The 16,964-nt window shown below is 43.7% G+C and carries 15 protein-coding genes; 11 read left to right on the top strand and 4 right to left on the bottom strand.

Going from position 1 to position 16,964, the window contains the following annotated elements; genetic code table 11:
* Positions 1-163 precede the first annotated feature (163 nt).
* Complete coding sequence (locus L2740_RS04435; protein ID WP_248948915.1) at positions 164-697, top strand: dihydrofolate reductase family protein; 534 nt, start codon at positions 164-166, stop codon at positions 695-697.
* Between the two features lie 31 nt (positions 698-728).
* Positions 729-1,262, top strand: coding sequence for a YdcF family protein (locus L2740_RS04430; RefSeq protein WP_248948914.1), 534 nt, complete (start codon positions 729-731; stop codon positions 1,260-1,262).
* A 112-nt stretch (positions 1,263-1,374) separates the two neighbouring features.
* On the opposite strand, the gene L2740_RS04425 is transcribed toward L2740_RS04430, so the two are convergent.
* Positions 1,375-2,271, bottom strand: coding sequence for a LysR family transcriptional regulator (locus L2740_RS04425; RefSeq protein WP_248948913.1), 897 nt, complete (start codon positions 2,269-2,271; stop codon positions 1,375-1,377).
* A 142-nt stretch (positions 2,272-2,413) separates the two neighbouring features.
* On the opposite strand from L2740_RS04425, the gene L2740_RS04420 reads away from it, so the two are divergent.
* The 8 genes from L2740_RS04420 to L2740_RS04385 all read left to right on the top strand — a co-directional run bounded on the left by L2740_RS04420 (position 2,414) and on the right by L2740_RS04385 (position 10,781).
* Positions 2,414-2,839 carry a PACE efflux transporter gene (locus L2740_RS04420; protein WP_248948912.1) on the top strand — a complete coding sequence of 142 codons (426 nt, stop codon included), beginning with the start codon at positions 2,414-2,416 and terminating at the stop codon, positions 2,837-2,839.
* Between the two features lie 369 nt (positions 2,840-3,208).
* Positions 3,209-4,639 carry a heme anaerobic degradation radical SAM methyltransferase ChuW/HutW gene (hutW, locus tag L2740_RS04415; RefSeq protein WP_248948911.1) on the top strand — a complete coding sequence of 477 codons (1,431 nt, stop codon included), beginning with the start codon at positions 3,209-3,211 and terminating at the stop codon, positions 4,637-4,639.
* Positions 4,640-4,841: 202 nt separating this feature from the next.
* Positions 4,842-5,231, top strand: coding sequence for a DUF2956 domain-containing protein (locus L2740_RS04410; protein ID WP_248948910.1), 390 nt, complete (start codon positions 4,842-4,844; stop codon positions 5,229-5,231).
* A gap of 291 nt (positions 5,232-5,522) precedes the next feature.
* Positions 5,523-5,693 (top strand): periplasmic nitrate reductase, NapE protein, encoded by a 171-nt coding sequence (locus L2740_RS04405; RefSeq protein ID WP_220781937.1) that lies wholly within the window; start codon positions 5,523-5,525, stop codon positions 5,691-5,693.
* Between the two features lie 40 nt (positions 5,694-5,733).
* Positions 5,734-6,912 (top strand): pentaheme c-type cytochrome TorC, encoded by a 1,179-nt coding sequence (gene torC / locus L2740_RS04400; protein WP_248948909.1) that lies wholly within the window; start codon positions 5,734-5,736, stop codon positions 6,910-6,912.
* A gap of 14 nt (positions 6,913-6,926) precedes the next feature.
* Positions 6,927-9,419, top strand: coding sequence for a trimethylamine-N-oxide reductase TorA (gene torA / locus L2740_RS04395; RefSeq protein ID WP_248948908.1), 2,493 nt, complete (start codon positions 6,927-6,929; stop codon positions 9,417-9,419).
* Entirely contained in the window at positions 9,416-10,081 is a 666-nt protein-coding gene (gene torD, locus L2740_RS04390; protein WP_248948907.1) for a molecular chaperone TorD, read from the top strand. The genes torA and torD overlap by 4 nt, the downstream gene beginning before the upstream one ends.
* A gap of 160 nt (positions 10,082-10,241) precedes the next feature.
* Positions 10,242-10,781 carry a type II secretion system protein gene (locus tag L2740_RS04385; RefSeq protein WP_248948906.1) on the top strand — a complete coding sequence of 180 codons (540 nt, stop codon included), beginning with the start codon at positions 10,242-10,244 and terminating at the stop codon, positions 10,779-10,781.
* A gap of 57 nt (positions 10,782-10,838) precedes the next feature.
* Here L2740_RS04385 and torS read toward each other — a convergent pair whose 3' ends face one another.
* Entirely contained in the window at positions 10,839-13,901 is a 3,063-nt protein-coding gene (gene torS / locus L2740_RS04380; protein ID WP_248948905.1) for a TMAO reductase system sensor histidine kinase/response regulator TorS, read from the bottom strand.
* A 189-nt stretch (positions 13,902-14,090) separates the two neighbouring features.
* Between torS and torT the strand changes: the two genes are divergently transcribed.
* On the top strand, positions 14,091-15,146 hold the full coding sequence (gene torT, locus L2740_RS04375; RefSeq protein WP_248948904.1) for a TMAO reductase system periplasmic protein TorT: 1,056 nt from the start codon (positions 14,091-14,093) through the stop codon (positions 15,144-15,146).
* A gap of 21 nt (positions 15,147-15,167) precedes the next feature.
* Here the strand turns inward: torT and torR are convergent, their stop codons facing one another.
* Positions 15,168-15,878 carry a two-component system response regulator TorR gene (gene torR, locus L2740_RS04370; RefSeq protein WP_248469755.1) on the bottom strand — a complete coding sequence of 237 codons (711 nt, stop codon included), beginning with the start codon at positions 15,876-15,878 and terminating at the stop codon, positions 15,168-15,170.
* A 209-nt stretch (positions 15,879-16,087) separates the two neighbouring features.
* Positions 16,088-16,825 carry a TorF family putative porin gene (locus tag L2740_RS04365; protein WP_275973987.1) on the bottom strand — a complete coding sequence of 246 codons (738 nt, stop codon included), beginning with the start codon at positions 16,823-16,825 and terminating at the stop codon, positions 16,088-16,090.
* Between the last annotated feature and the right edge of the window lie 139 nt (positions 16,826-16,964).

Below are 16,964 nucleotides of genomic sequence, written 5' to 3'. Positions count from 1 at the left end.
AAGTTAGCTAACACGCTCTGTATATGAAGATATGATCTGTTTAAAAGGCACGATCTGCATAGATAGGACTAATCGGTTCAAGCTAAGCTTTAAAGTCACTATACGCTCCCCACTACTAGACTTATCACTTAATATAAAAGCAGTGCTTAAGTAAGGAATAGCTATGACCAATATCGTGTATATCGCCACCAGCCTTGATGGCTTCATTGCAGATAAAGACAACAAAGTTGATTGGTTACACGAGATCCCAAATCCAGACGGTGACGATCTAGGTTTTACTGATTTTATCGGCCGTATCGACGCCTTGGTGATGGGGCGAAATACATTAGAAATCGTGCTCAGCTTTGGCATTGATTGGCCATATACTAAGCCTGTATTTGTATTAAGTAACACCTTAACCCAAGTGCCTGACGAACTTGAAGGCAAAGTCTTTTTGATTAAAGGCGAGCTAACAGAAGTGATTGCAACACTAAACAGCCAAGGTTATCAAAACCTATATATCGACGGTGGTAAAACCATTCAAAACTTCCTAAAGCAAGACTTGATAGATGAGTTAATTATTACCACAATCCCAGTTTTGCTAGGCGGCGGTATTCCACTTTTTGGCGAGCTAGGATCACCACTTCAGTTTAAACATGTTAAGGCTGAGCGCTTACTTGATCATTTAGTACAAAACACCTTTGTACGACAAAGATAAAACCATAATGGTTAACTAAGGGAAAACAAAAGTGAGTAGCTATCAAGCGGCGAATTCAACAGCTAATTCTGTAATTATAGTGCTTGGCGCACCCAACGATAACCAAGGTAACTTATCAGATATCGCGCTTTCTCGCTGCCAAACGGCACTAAAAGCCTATCGAGAGTCACCGCAAAGTAAATTGCTACTGACTGGCGGTTTTGGCGCTCACTTTAATCAAACTGACACACCACACGCAGTGTACGGCCAGCGCTATTTAATCAGCCAAGGTGTACCTGAAACAGCATTTGCTGATATCGCCCTTAGCCGCTTTACCTTTGAAGATGCTACCTTGGCCATAGCTATTATTGAAAAGCTACAATGCCGTGAGCTTTGCCTGGTGACATCAGAGTTTCATATGCCCAGAGCCAAGCTTATTTTCAGCCAGATATTTGCCAATTTAGCCTTAAGTTACCTTGAGGCAACAACCCCGGTTAGTGCAGACAAATTGCAACTACTGATGCAACACGAGCTATCAGTTATGGATAGAGAAAAAGCTAACTTAGCCCGCTTTGCAGATGGCTAATCTCAGTAGCTTTATATAAGTAACTTTATATAAGTAGCTTTATCTAAATAGCTTTATTTGCATAACTTTGTTTAAGCCGTTTTATTTGCGTAAATTAAGCCAGCTCGCAGCCTTAACTAACAAGATCACCGTTTAGAAACTTGCCCTGCAATATCTCTATTACGCTATCAAGCACAGGCCCTGAACTGTGGCTACGAGATACAATGCAGCCCACGGCTGTTAACCAACCGTGGTACTCATGAGCAACAGGCAGTACCACCACATCTCCACGTGAGATCTTGTCCTCGATTAATGACTCTGGCACTACTGCCCAACCTACACCTTGCTCAACCAGCGCAACTAATATCTGATGAGTATTGGCATACCATAGCCTCGAGCTAATTGCATAACTAAACCATAACTCGCGCTGCTTGGCGCTGCGGTGCACGCACTGACGATAAGACTTTAGATCAGAGTCTTGCACTAACGGCAATTTGGCTAACTCATGCTGAGGCGAAGCTATCGTTAAGAAGCGGGCTTGCCCAAGGGTAAAAAAGTCCATATCCACTTTAAGCTCACCATCGGCATAAACAATGCCTATTTGCGCCTTACCTTTACGAACCAGCTCTTCTACATCAAAAGTTGAGGCTGTAATGATTTCAAAATCGGTTACCGGATACTTATCAGCCAATGGCGTCAGCATCGCCAACAGCTCATCACTCATTAGACTTTCATCAACTGCGATAACCAGCTCATGCTCATTTTCTTGACTCAGCGCTACTATTTTTTGATCAAAATACTGCTGCTGGTGCAATATCGAATAGGCGATAGGCAGCAAGGCTTTACCGTTTTCAGTCAGTACCGGGGTATTTTTATCGCGGCTAAATAGCTCTTGGTTGATGGCTATCTCTAAGTTAGCCACCGCTTGACTCACTCCTGACTGAGCGCGTTTTAATTTACGTGCTGCAGCTGAAAAAGAGCCACTTTCGCATACCGTGACAAAAATCTTTAACTGCTCAAAACTGTACATATTTATCACCTAAATTCGATTACATGCCGCAGACTATCACCAACCGTGATAGCTGTTAACTTTATCTATAGCAAATTTCTGCAATAATCTGCGCCCTTTTACAGAATCGTTCTGTTTTAAGTTAGCTATTTCGAGGCGCGCAATGAGTATTATAGAGCGGGTATTTCATTCAGTTTTGTTTGAAGTACTAGCAGTGACATTTTCCATTATTGGTTTAGCAATCTTTACCGATCATGAAGTGGCTTCTTTATCAGGTATGATGATAATTATTGCCACTATGGCAATGACATGGAACTTTATTTTCAACTGGCTATTTGACCAGGTCGTGACTGGCGACAAAGAAAAGCGCCCTTTTAAAATACGTGTGCTGCACGTGAGCTTATTTGAAATCGGCTTACTGTTTTTTACCGTCCCCGTTATCGCCTACATGCTCAATATTGGCATTATTGAAGCGCTGATTATGGACTTAGGTGTCACGGTATTTATTACCATTTACGCCTTTATGTATAACCTTGCCTATGATCACGCAAGAGCATTTATTATCCGTCAGCGTGCTGTAAGCTGTTAAATCACTTTCTGTGTACTAAAAAGCCTATGAGTCAGTTCTCATAGGCTTTTTTATGCCCTGCTTAGATAAAAATGTCACTGCGGGCTACACGATGACTAATTTAATTAGTCTCAAGCACTTCATCTATTAAGATTTAAAAAGCTGGTCACACTGGCAAAAATGAGCTGTAAATCAGACCATTACTCCCCGTCCTATCAGCAACATAAGCAGAGCTTGCTAGCTGTTGTGATCCCGACTCTCCAGCCAAACACGACCGTTCTCCAAAGCTCATCTTTACATTGCAAAGAAGAATTAATTGATCAAACGCACTAAAAACCCACTTGATAATAATTATCATTATCAAAATAACTTTTTATGTTGAGAGCCGTGATGATTTTAACGCCAACCATGACAGGCATTGCCAGCCCAGATCCCCTGCAACATGCTTTTAAAGTCAAAAGTGCCCCCCATGCTGGCCGAAGCGGCAGCCGGCCGGTGTTTCTTAAGTCAGAGCAATGGCAACAATGGTGGCAGCAACCTAGTCAGGCAACTGAGCGTGCACTGTATATTCATATTCCTTTTTGTCGTAAGCGCTGCACTTTTTGTAACTTCTTTGAAAACGGCACTAATCCGCAGCGTATTAACCGTTATATGCAACGCTTAACTGAGCAGTTAAAAATTGCCGCTGATACGCCTCTGGTACAAAGCCAGCCGTTTAATACTGTTTATGTAGGTGGCGGCACCCCCACCGATATAAGTAGTGATGAAGTCAAACTGCTTGGTGAAGCCATTAGTCGCTTTCCACTAATAGAGAATGCTGAGGTTACATTAGAAGGTCGACTCAACGGTTTTGACGACGATAAGTGGCATAACGCAACAGCAAACGGCTTTAATCGTTTTTCATTCGGTGTGCAAAGCTTTGACACTCAAGTGCGCCAAGCAGCTGGCCGCTTTGATGATAAAGACTTCTTGCTTAATCGACTAAACCAACTCAGTCAGCACCCAAGTGCAAGTATCGTTATTGACCTTATTTTTGGTTTACCAGGCCAAACCTTAGACATTTGGCAGCAAGACTTACAAGCAGTTATCGACAGCGGCGTGCACGGTGTTGATCTATACCAACTCATAGGTTTAAGCGGCACCCGTATTGATCATGCTCGAGAAAAAGGCAAAATCCTAGGCACAGCTTTAAGTGAGTATCAAGCCGACAGCCAAGCTCGCGCCAATATGTACGCCAGTGGTGCTAATCACTTTGAATCGCAAAACTGGCAACGACTGTCGAGCTGTCATTGGCGTCGAGATAGTCGTGAGCGCAGTGTATATAACAGCTTGGCTAAAAGTGGTATTGAGATTTTACCCTTTGGTGCTGGCGCCGGCGGCAGTATTCATGGTCACGGCTGTATGAACGCTCGCGATCTAAAGCAATGGCACTTGGCTCATGACGAGGCATCAACAGCGCTTGAAACTGCATCTGTTCAAGCAGTACAAGCGCCATCTTTTCCGGTACAAGTACCTGTACAAGTGCCCGGCATGTTAATGAGCCCTAACCCATCAGCTAGTCTAGATGCCATTTTTAAAAGAGGCTTAGACGGCGGTCGACTAGAGTTAAACTTATTATCCAGCGATATGACGCAGCATCTGATTCCACTGTTTAGCGCTTGGCAAACAAATGGCTTAGCGACATTGCACAAAAATTCCTTAGCGCTAACTCTGGCGGGACGCTTTTGGAACGTCAATATGCAAACCGGTTTGTTTGAGTACCTTGCTGAAAACCCCATTGCAGCGACTCAAGAGACCACTTCACAATCACTTGCAAGCTAGCCTGCTGCGCTAATGATTATTAGCGACTAATTAGCAGTCATCATTAGGTAATACTTGCCTCGATGCTTGTTAGGCCGCCACTTAAATAAGCATCCTAAACGGCTTGTAAATCATGTTTAATCTTTGCATCTGGCAGCGCACTGCACATCCCTAAGCAGAGCTGATATAGTGCGCTTATTCTTAGCTAAGCATTCAAATACTCATGGCAACAACCCAAACAAATAAAGCGTCCAATAAAAAATCTGGTACGCAAACATCAGCAGCAAAAAAAGCAATTTCTGACGAAACCAAAACAGAAGCGCTGCAAGTCGCAAAATCAACGCAGAAGCCTGGGCAAACCAAAGAGCAAACTAAGTTGATTGCCCAAGGCATTGAAAAAGGCATAGCTGAATACAAGAAATTACAAAAAGGTAAAGCCAGAGAGCGCGATAAAGCACGTAAACAAGAAAACCGTGCCAAGGCCCGTGAAGTCAATAAAGAAGCGCAAGACCATAGTAATATTGAAGATAGAGCCGCTAGCCCTTACCTGCCTTGGGGATTACTCACCCTAAGCTGGATAGGCTTTATCGCGTATATTGTGTTCTCAAAGTAAACCTTTCTTCACCTCCCCTTGCTACAAAGCCTGTCATAAACAAGCACTAAAATAATGCTCATCGCTTTATTTTTAGTGCTTTTATAACCCTTTCGTTATTTAGTATTTAAAAATACAGTTAAAACTGATATAAAATTAAGCTTAAATTAATAATAAAATCAATGATGAGAAATCCATTCATATTTTGTCATAAGTTGTCTTATCTCATTCATTGATGCCCTCATCACTATTCACATTAACTAACTATACTTAGCTTAATCAAAAAGTATGGATTAGCCGGAGCACACAGTCATGACTGAGCAATGTCCCCCAAAAGAAAACGTTAGCAGCAAAAAAGATGAGCTAAAAGCACTGGGCTTTATCATCTTCATTTTATTTCCAGCATTAGCCGCCACATTCGTTAGCGTATACGGCTTAATTATCTGGATCTCGCTTACATTTAGTGGCGTTGCGTCTCACTAATTTTCAATTACATTTTTAAATTTATTACGAGGATGCCGTTATGAGATGGTTACTTAACATCTGGCGCACACTGACTAAACCAGCTAAATACCTAACCTTAGGCAGTATCAGTATTTCCGCCTTTCTAATGGGCATTATCTTCTGGGGTGGATTTAACACTGCTCTAGAAGCGACGAACACAGAAGAGTTCTGTATCAGCTGTCACAGTATGGAAAGTACACCATACAAAGAGCTACAACAGACAGTGCATTTTTCAAACCACTCAGGCGTACGTGCAACCTGTCCAGACTGTCACGTACCCCATGACTATGGCCGTAAGATTGCACGTAAGTTAGAAGCATCTCACGATGTATACGGCTGGTTATTTAACACCGTTAATACACCAGAGAAATTTGAAGATAAGCGTCTTGAAATGGCAAGCCGTGAGTGGAAACGTTTTGACCGTGATAAGTCTGCAGCATGTAAAAACTGTCACCAGTACGATTCTATGAAGTGGGACAGCATGTCTAAGCTAGCGGTTAAGCAAATGAAACGCGCTGCAGAGCTAGACCAAAGCTGTGTTGATTGCCACAAAGGTATCGCACACAAGCTACCTGAAATGGGTACCGCTCGTGCGCCAGAGTTAATCGCTGAAGTGGGCCGTGGTGTAAGTGGTGTTCAAGTAGGTCAAACTTACTTTACAGCATTAACTAAGCCTTTATTCTTCAACGAAAAAACTGACGTTGAAGCAGGTACGCTTAACATTGCTACTAAAGTGAAAGTTTTAGAAGTTAAAGGCAACCGCGCCAAAATTGGTATTGACGGTTGGAGAAAGAAAATCGGTGCAGGCCGCGTGATCTACTACGACTTTGGCTTAAACATTCTATCAGCTCAGTTAACTAAAGATGCTGCGCTAGAAGAAGGTGTAATTAAGACTTTCGAAGAGAAAGAAGATCCAATGACAGGCCTTAAATGGCAACGTGTTGAAGCGGATATCTGGACAGATACTGACTACTTGCTAACTGATCTGCAGCCACTATGGGATTACGCTCGTAGCACATACAGCACAGCATGTAGTGTATGTCACACTCAGCCAGCTGAAGCGCATTTTGATGCCAACACATGGCCAGGTATGTTCCAAGGCATGATCGCATTCGTCAACATGGATCAAGATACACAGGCTTTGGTACAAAAGTATTTACAAGAGCATTCATCAACTTTCGATAAGTCAGCTCACTAATAGGACATAGCGTAATGAACAGAAGAGACTTTCTAAAAGGCTTAGTAGGAACATCTTATGTCGTACTTAGCGGATCATCAGTACTTGCGCCACTAAACGCTTTAGCGGCAGCTGGTGCAGATGCATCTGACGGCTGGCTAACAACAGGAGCGCACTTCGGTGCGTTCAAGATGAAGCGCAAGAACGGCGTGATCTCTGAAGTTAAACCTTTCGATACCGATATGTATCCAACAGATATGATCAACGGTATTAAGGGCTTAGTTTACAACCCATCACGCGTTCGTTACCCAATGGTACGCTTAGACTTTTTATTAAAAGGCCACCAAAGCGATACCACACAACGCGGTGATTTCCGCTTTGTACGTGTGACTTGGGATAAGGCATTACGCCTATTTAAAGATTCACTTGATGAAGTGCAAACTAAGTATGGTCCATCGGGGCTACACGCAGGCCAAACAGGTTGGCGCGCAACAGGTCAGTTGCACTCAAGCACCAGCCACATGCAACGCGCTGTGGGCATGCACGGTAACTTCGTTAAGAAGATTGGTGACTACTCAACAGGTGCAGGGCAAACAATTTTGCCTTACATCTTAGGTTCTACTGAAGTTTACGCTCAAGGTACTTCTTGGTCGTTAATTCTGGAACATTCTAAAACCATCATTTTATGGTCGAATGATCCATACAAGAACCTACAAGTCGGCTGGAACGCTGAAACACATGAGTCTTATGCATACCTTGCTCAGTTAAAAGAGAAAGTTGCTAAAGGCGAAATCCGTGTGATCAGCATTGACCCAGTCGTCACGAAAACACAGCAATACTTAGGTTGTGAGCAACTTTACATTAATCCGCAAACCGACGTAGCGCTAATGCTAGGTATTGCTCACGAAATGGTAGAAAAGAACCTTCATGACACTAAGTTCATTGAAGGCTACAGCTTAGGCTTCGACAAGTTCTTACCTTACATTAAGGGCCAAACAGACGGTGTTGAGAAAACACCTGAGTGGGCAGCAGAGATCACAGGTGTTTCAGCAGAAATCATCCGTGACCTTGCTAAGGTAATGACTAAAGATCGCACACAGATGTTGATGGGCTGGTGTATTCAGCGTCAGCAACACGGTGAGCAGCCTTACTGGATGGCAGCGGTACTTGCAACTATGATTGGCCAAATTGGTCTTCCTGGTGGCGGTATTAGCTATGGTCACCACTACTCAAGTATTGGTGTACCATCTTCAGGTGCTGCGGCGCCAGGTGCGTTCCCACGTAACCTTGATGAAGGTCAGAAGCCAATTTTTGATAACAATGATTTTAAAGGCGCAAGCAACACTATTCCTGTTGCCCGTTGGATTGACTCAATCCTAGAGCCAGGTAAAACCATTGACGCAAACGGCGCTAAAGTGACGTATCCAGACATTAAGATGATGGTTTTCTCAGGTAACAACCCATGGAACCACCACCAAGATCGTAACCGCATGAAGAAAGCGTTCCACAAGCTTGAGTGCATTGTATCGATCGATATGAACTGGACAGCAACTTGTCGTTTCTCAGACATCGTACTGCCTGCATGTACTACGTTTGAGCGTAATGACATCGACATCTACGGCGCATATGCAAACCGTGGTTTGCTTGCAATGCAGAAAATGGTTGAGCCGTTATTTGAAAGTCTTTCAGACTTCGAGATCTTCACTCGCTTTGCTGCACTACTTGGCAAAGAGAAAGAATACACTCGTGGCATGACTGAGCACGACTGGTTAGTGAAACTATATAACGACTGTAAAGCGGCAAACGCTGGCAAGTTTGAAATGCCTGAGTTTGAAGAGTTCTGGAAAGAAGGTTACGTGTACTTTGGCGAAGGTAAGCCTTGGGTACGTCACGCGGCATTTAGAGATGATCCAGAGATCAACCCACTCGGTACGCCTTCTGGTTTGATTGAGATCTTCAGCCGTAAGATCGCTAACTATGAATACGATGATTGCCCAGGCCACCCAACTTGGATGGAAAAAGCAGAACGTAGCCATGGCGGCCCAGGTTCAGACAAGCACCCAATTTGGATGCAGTCTTGCCACCCAGACAAGCGTCTGCATTCACAAATGTGTGAATCGCAGGAGTTCCGTGAAACTTACACTGTTAACGGTCGCGAGCCTGTATACCTAAACCCTGAAGATGCTAAGAAACGTGGCATTAAATCAGGAGATATTGTACGCGTATTTAACGACCGCGGGCAGTTACTGGCTGGTGCAGTGGTATCGGAAAAATTCCCTCGTGGCGTTATCCGTATCGAAGAAGGTGCATGGTATGGCCCTGTAGGTGAAGACGGTAGCAAAGAGGGTGGCGCAAAAATTGGTGCAATCTGTAGTTACGGTGATCCAAATACTCTAACGTTAGATATTGGTACCTCTAAGCTTGCACAGGCTTGTTCTGCTTATACTTGTCTTGTTGACTACGAAAAGTATCAAGGTAAAGTACCTGCAGTTAGTTCATTTAGCGGCCCGATTGAGATTGCATTATGATGAAAGATGCTGTGAACACAGAGTCAGTAGAGATCAACCCAGTTGATCAGGTTAGAAGCACTATTTATCAATTACTATCGTCACTATTTGCGAGAGAGATTGATCATAAAACACTGCACGATTTAACCAGCGAGCAAGCCCAGCAATTTTGGGCGCAGCTGAGCAGTGAAAGTGAGTTTAAAGCCGATGTAAACACCTTAGTCGCCGAGCTAGCAAGGCTTAAGACAGATAAGGCATTACTGGAACTTGCCGCCGATTATTGCGGTCTGTTCCTAGTCGGCACTAAACACAGTGCATCACCTTATGCGAGCTTGTACTTAACTGACAAGCCAGCTAAAAAAGGTGATGAGCCGCTACTCTTTGGTGAACAGCATCAGCAGATGACTCAGTTTTTAAAACAGAGTCAGCTGCAAGTACAAAGTGAGTTTCCTGAGCCTGCAGACCACCTAGCGGTGATCTTGGCTTACGTAGCTCACCTTTGTACTCATAGCACTGAAGCGGAGCAACATGACTTCATTAAAGCCAATTTAGCTAACTGGCTAAATAATTTTGTGGCTAAGGTGACAGAAGTTGATACAGGTAACTTCTATCAAGCTTTAGCACGCCTCACCTACGCTTGGGTGAAGTCTGATGCCGAGTGGCTTGAAAGCGAAAGCCGCTAAGCTAGCGTATTAAAAGCATCAAATAAAATGCCGCCCATGATTATCATAGGCGGCATTTTTGTTATGTCTGCCATTAGCTCACGACAAGGTTAGTCACGGCTTTTATCTATCGCTGATTTATGCCATTGTTAAACCTATCCAATACTTTTGGGTAGTGCCCATGAAAAATACAATACACTCAAGATATAGCAGTCATTCAGGCTTCACCTTAATTGAACTTGTGGTGGTGATTATCGTACTCGGCATACTCGCAGTTATCGCCGCGCCCAAATTTATTAACCTAAAATCTGACGCTAACCGCGCTGCAATCAAAAGCGCTGTAGGCTCGATAAAATCTTCAGTATCACTTTTTAAATCTAAAACACTTACTTCTGGAAACAACCTAACCGATGTGGTGACTTTCTCTGAGATCACAGGTAGTAACCATCAACCTTGGGCTGCTACAGCAACCGGAACGGGGTTTAACGCAGGCTATGCGACACCGCCTGAAATATTTAAGGCGGCAGGACTTGATGTGAATGATTGGCGCTACCGCATTTATGTGGAAAACGGTAGCTACGCAGTTGCCGCTGCGCCAAAAAGTATCTTAGATGTAGCCCAGCCAACCATCACTGAAGTTAGAGCGACAAATTGCTACTTCAACTACCACTGGAAAACTGCGGGGACACCAGTTATTAGCTCAGTCGATACAGGCTGCTAATTCCACGATTTCATTATCGATATTAGCGCTTTAATCCCAAATAAGAGATTAAAGCGCTCAACTTTCTTGCTGTGATATCCACAAATGCAAAGCAGTAATAGAGTCAGCTCTTAGCTCATTAAGCGCTTGATGTTCATTTTGCTGATACGCACTTTGGCTTAACCCTAGCAGCTCTAATTGCTTACATCTTGCCGATAGTGCACTAAGGCCGATATTGGCACTACTGCCTTTTAACGCATGCAGAATATGTTTTACATCTGCGTCTTGCTGCAGCAAACCTTTAAAATGAACTTCGCTGCTTTGCTTAAATAACTGGGCTAGCTCTTGCACTGTTTCTATTCCCAGATAAGTCAGATCTTGCTCAAGCTGAGAAGTGTCTAGCAGCTGTTCTGAGGGTGCTTTGCAGACTGTAGGCTTTTCTCCAGTTGGAGGATCTTTACTGGCTGAAGGCTCATTATTAGCTAAAGGCTCTTTGCTGGCTGAAGGCTCTTTAGTAACGATTGGATCGGCGCAGCCTAACCAGTTTGATAACGCTTGCATATCTAGCGGTTTCATCAATACCAAGTTAAAGCCTTTTGCTTGATAATGCTGCATATCATCGGCTTGTAATTGCGCGGTAAATGCAGCGATGTCCAATTGATGCCCAGCCTGTTGGTTAACAGTTTGCAGCTCAGCAAGAAGCTCAACACCCGAGCCATCACCAAGCTGAATATCGAGCATAATGGCATCAAACTTCTTGACAGTAGCTAGCGTATAAGTTTGCCGCGCAGCCTCACAGCTTTTAGCAAGTTCCGAGCTGTGGCCTAAATGGGCTAAGAAGCCCTGAGCGACCATGGCATTAATTTTATTATCTTCAATAACTAATACATGTTTTGCCGCGACTTTTTGTGCTTGAGTTTGCAGCTCAATATCCGGGCAGTCACAAATCACCAGCGGTAAACTAAAGCCAAAACAACTGCCCTTGCCGACTTCGCTTTCTACCCATACGCCAGCATCACTCAGTACTACATCTGATGCCAGTATTTGGCTATTACAGTAGTTGCTGCTATCACTGTTCATCAGCTCAACCAACTGCTTACTGATGGCAAGACCTAATCCGGTACCGCGATCTCGACCTTTACTTGATTCATTACTATAGGCTTTAAACAGCTTTTTCATCGCCGCTGAATCAATGCCAACACCGGTATCTTGTACTTTAAATAACAGCTGCTTATCTTGCACTTCCACTATCAATTCAACCTGGCCTTGAGGGGTAAACTTGATAGCATTACCCAGTAAGTTGAGCAGTACCTGCCTAAGCTTAGGCCCATCAATGAACACCCATTTGGGCAGGTTTTCATGAGTAGCTCTAAGCGTTAAACCTGCAAGGCCTGCTCCGGCCAGCATTATGGCAACCACCTGATCTAATAGCTCATTAATATCAACCGCTCGTGGTTCATTGGCGAGCTTGCGCTGCTCAAGGCGAGAGAAATCTAAAATGTCATTCAATACAGTTTGCAGCAAGGTGCCGCTGTACTGCGACAGTGCTAACATCTGCTGCTGAGCAGGCGGCAAGTTTGAATGCCCGAGTAAAGTAAGCGTGCCTAATAAACCATTAAGCGGGGTGCGGATCTCATGGCTCATGGTTGCCAAGAATAACGATTTAGCTTGGTTAGCTTGCTCGGCCATATCGCGGGCAAGCTCATGGCCTTTGGACTCTTTATCGAGCTGGATATTGGCTTCTGCGAGCTCAAGTGTTCGCGCTTCAACCTTAGCTTCAAGCGCTTGTTTATGCTCAAACAACTCTGCTGCAATATCGCGTAGTTCGGCTTGTAGCTTTTGATTGTGATCGGTTTTTTGCTTAAAGGCTTTAATTGCACTCGCCATAGCCGCAAGTTCATCGTCACCTTGGGTATCAATGGTTACTGCAGTATTACCTAAGCTCAACTGAGCTAACGCCTTGGTCGCGGCATCAAGTTTCAAGGCAATCCCTTTATAAATAACTTTATAAACCACCACAAAGATCACCAAAAACATCAGCAAACCAGTGACCCAAAGCCCGGCTTTAGACCAGCTCAATTGCTTTAAGTATTCATGCCTCGCGTTTTCAGCTTCCAAACGTCGAAACTGCATGGCTGTAGCCACTTCATCATTAAGCACATCGAGTTTGTCGGTGATTTTCTGTAATTGCAGCTCTTGCGCTCGGTTAAACTGAGTATACTCTTGCTGCAGCGCAATACTTTCAGGCAGCTTTTGCAATACGTTAAACTGCTTTAATAGCGCATCGGTACGGTTAGGGTCACGCACAATCTTGGCTAAACTTGTCAGCGATGATAAATAGCGAACCTCAACATCGCCTACCGCCTTAGCAAATTTATCCTGCTGATGTTGACTGGCTGTTTTATGTGTTGGAGCTGCAAGTTGTGGTGGAATGTCGTAAACCACTTGGGTTGAGCGAGTTCCTATATCACCCAGTAATGTGTAAATACCTGACTCAAGCTCCGGCGACTGAAACATCTGCCCAATCAAGGCAATGTTGTACACAATTTTAAGGCCGCGATTTAACCTTTCTTGAGTATCAAGATCTTGCTCAATTAAGGTATCGAGCAGTTGCGCAGTTTTTTCGCTGCCAACAGCATCGGGATAAGCCAAACTCAATTTCGATAAAATACCTGAATCGACAATCGCGAGCTCAGCTAGCAATAGCTCGGTACTTTTATTGGCAGCCTCAACTAAATCTTTACCTTGTTGCTGCAGATCTCGACTCACAGCAATACGGCGTCCCACCTGCTCGCCAAGCTTGGAGATATCGACAATGATCTCTGACGCACTTTGCTCTAAGCTAAAGTCAAAATTGACCTCAAGCTCCTTTAAAATTTTGATTTCACCTAACATGGTGGCACTTTCAATCGACAGCTTGCGACCAACAAACTGCCGCTGAGATTCATCTTCTGTCAGCCCTAATTGCTTGGCGTTTTCAGCCAATGCGCTACTCGATAACGCCAACTGACTTGCCGCTTCAGATGCAGGTAAGGCGCGGTTATATAGGTACTTATCAGCCTCTTGCAGGCCACGTAAGCTAATACTTCCTAACGTCACTAACAGTAATAACAGTGAGCCCAACAAACCAAATGCCAACATGAGTCGACCAATCAGGCTTTTTCTTGATAAGGACAATTTTGGCAAAGGGGATTTAAGCAAAAACAATACACTCACTGTTATCTATTAAGCTGATACAATACTATACCAATTGCATTAAAGATTTAATCAATTCCAATGGGCTAACATTGTCAATTTAAGCCCAATTGGCGATTCATAGGGATGCTCACCATGGTCAAACTTCTACCGCAGCAAATACTTCTTGTAGGCTTAATCATATTAAGTCCGCTGGTTAACGCAGTAGAAACTAAGCCTTGGTCGCTAGAGCAACGCACTCCTTATGGAAAAACCATCCAACAAAGCAAAGCGCTAAGCCTAAGCCCGTTAAAAAAAGCGCAACAAGCTTGGCGGATCTGCGTATTAGTGCCGCACCTTAAAGATACTTATTGGACCGGTATTAATTACGGTTTAGTGCAGCAAGCTGAAAAGCTAGGTCTACAATTATCCCTATACGAAGCAGGTAGTTACTATGGTTTAGATAAGCAACTAAGCCAGCTAGATAACTGCATGCAACAGGACTTTGACGCAATTATTATTGGCAGTGTCAGCCCAAACCTCTTAAAAGATTACGCTAAACCAATCACTAAGCCGATTACTGCGCTCGTTAACCGTTTAAGCCACGATAAAGTTACCACGCGGATCGGCGTAAACTGGTATCAAATGGGGGTAAAAGCTGCTGAACATGTTAAGCAAGTGGCCAATAAACCTATGACTATCGCCTTATTAACCGGGCCTGATAAATTAGGCGGTAGCGATTCAGTTGAACAAGGGCTTATTGCAACCCTAAAAGGCAGCCAAGTAACTGTTAGTGCTGTGCACCACGCTGATAACAATCGCAACCTGTATCGAGATGAGCTAGAAGCACTATTAGATAAGCAAACACCAGACTATATTCTTGGCAGCGCAGTTGCTATTGAGGCGGGAATTAGTATTGTTAGGCAATATCAACTCACCGATAAAGTTAAGCTTATCAGCAGCTATTTATCACCTGCGGTGCTGCGAGGGATTTATCGCGGCAAGGTTGAGTTTAGTAACGACGATCAAGTGGTGTTACAAGGTAAACTGGCTGTTGATATCACTGTCAGGGAGCTACAAGGCGCAAAGCCCTTTGGCGATATAGGGCCTGAAATTCAAAGCATTTATCCCGATCATATCAACCCAAATGTGCTAAAAACCAGTTTACCGCCAGCAGACTACTACCCTATCTATCGGGTAAATACTGATTAAGCTTGTTTTACCGAGTCAGCCTTAATCTTTAACCTTAGCGGCAAACAAATAACCTTCACCATGCACGGTTACAAATAACTCCGCAGATAACTTATTACGTAGGCGTCGAATAATCACATCAATCGTGCGGTCGTTAACATCTTGATTTCGATGACTTGTTTGCATCATTAAACGCTCGCGGGATAACACTTGCTGTGGATGCAGTGAAAATGCAGTTAACAGTTCAAACTCCGCTTTAGTCAGCTTAATTTGCTCACCGTTATGGCTCAATTGACGGCTATTAAGCTCTAACACATAGTCGTTAAATGCAATGATATTGTCATTCGGGTCGTCTTGCTCGGCGCTATCAGCGACGGCTTTTTTCACTAATGACATACGCCAAAGTAAATTCTTAACTCTGACCAATAACTCTCTCAGTTCAAATGGTTTTGTTACGTAATCATCGGCGCCCATTTCAAGGCCCACAATCTTGTCGATAGTTTCATCTCGGCCAGTCACCAAGATAATTCCCACATGACTTTTACTGCGTAACTCGCGTGCCAAACTTAAGCCGTCAACGCCCGGTAGATTAATATCTAGCATCACCAAGTCAATGTGCTGACGATTAAACTCGTACCACATTTGATCGCCATCTTGAGCTTCGAGCACTTCATAGCCCTCTTTCTCAAAATAACCTTTTAACCTAGCTCTAATGACGGCTTCGTCATCGACAACCAGTACCCGGTATGCCATATATCACCTCAACCTAAACCACTTTTATCGACAAAAGCGTCCGCAAAATTGCGCCACATAATATACACAAGTTAGCGCGTAAAGCGAGCAGTTGAAATGTTTACGACTAAAATCCAAAAATACTCAGCCACAAAAAAGCCAACTCAAAGGAGTTGGCTTTTATTTATCAATGCATTAGCACTGGCTAATTCATTTATGGCATATACAAATTAAAAGCTCTTGCTTACACCAAAAACAACGCGATCGTCGAAGATTTCTGTTTGAGTGCCGTAAACAAGGTGCGACTCGTCAACTGAACTACCGTGGTAACGTAGATCGAATGTTAGGCCGACGTAGTTTGCCTCAACACCTAAGTTCCAGTGCGTCCAACCTTCTGCACCTTCACCGTCAAGATCTTGATAACCAAATGAGCCTGATAGTTTCACACCATTGTTGAAATCATAGCTTGGGTGAACGGCATAGTTCACACCTTGCCAACCATCAACACCAAACCAATCATCTAATGTTGGAGTCACTTCTAACTGAATGTTAGCTTGGCCAAATTGCTTAGCCACTCGCACCCATAACTCAGTGTAGTTTGAGTATGAAGCGCCAGGATAAAGATATGAGAAAACCATAACATCGTAAGTAAATCCGCTATCGCCAAATGCACCCGCTTTACCAATGTAAGGAGCGGTAACGATTTCTAGATTTGGGTCAGCAAATTTAATGTTTGATGCAAATACACCTGTGTACCAGCCGTCATCATTTGCCCAGCCTAAGGTACCTTGTACCACTGGCACGTCACCGTCCATAGTTTCAGATTCACCACGGAAAACATAGTCAGTCGCAAATTTTACGTTACCGCTAATTTGGCCGCCCAATAGTTCGTTGTCATCTGCTGCCACTGCAGAGCCAACACCTGCCATTGCTAAGCTGCTTAACATAAGTGCATGTGTAAACTTCATAATCATTATCCCAATATTTTCGATCTAAGTTATTAAACTAAATATTCAACTTAAGGTATTAATCAGTCTAAGCCTACCAGCTTTAGCTTGTACTAATTTACTTTTTTACCTCAGCTTTTAATCTAGGTTTCATCTAAGC

It is taken from the genome of Shewanella pneumatophori, assembly GCF_023283895.1.
GTDB classification, from domain to species: domain Bacteria; phylum Pseudomonadota; class Gammaproteobacteria; order Enterobacterales; family Shewanellaceae; genus Shewanella; species Shewanella pneumatophori.
This window is presented reverse-complemented; position numbering and strand designations above follow the sequence as displayed.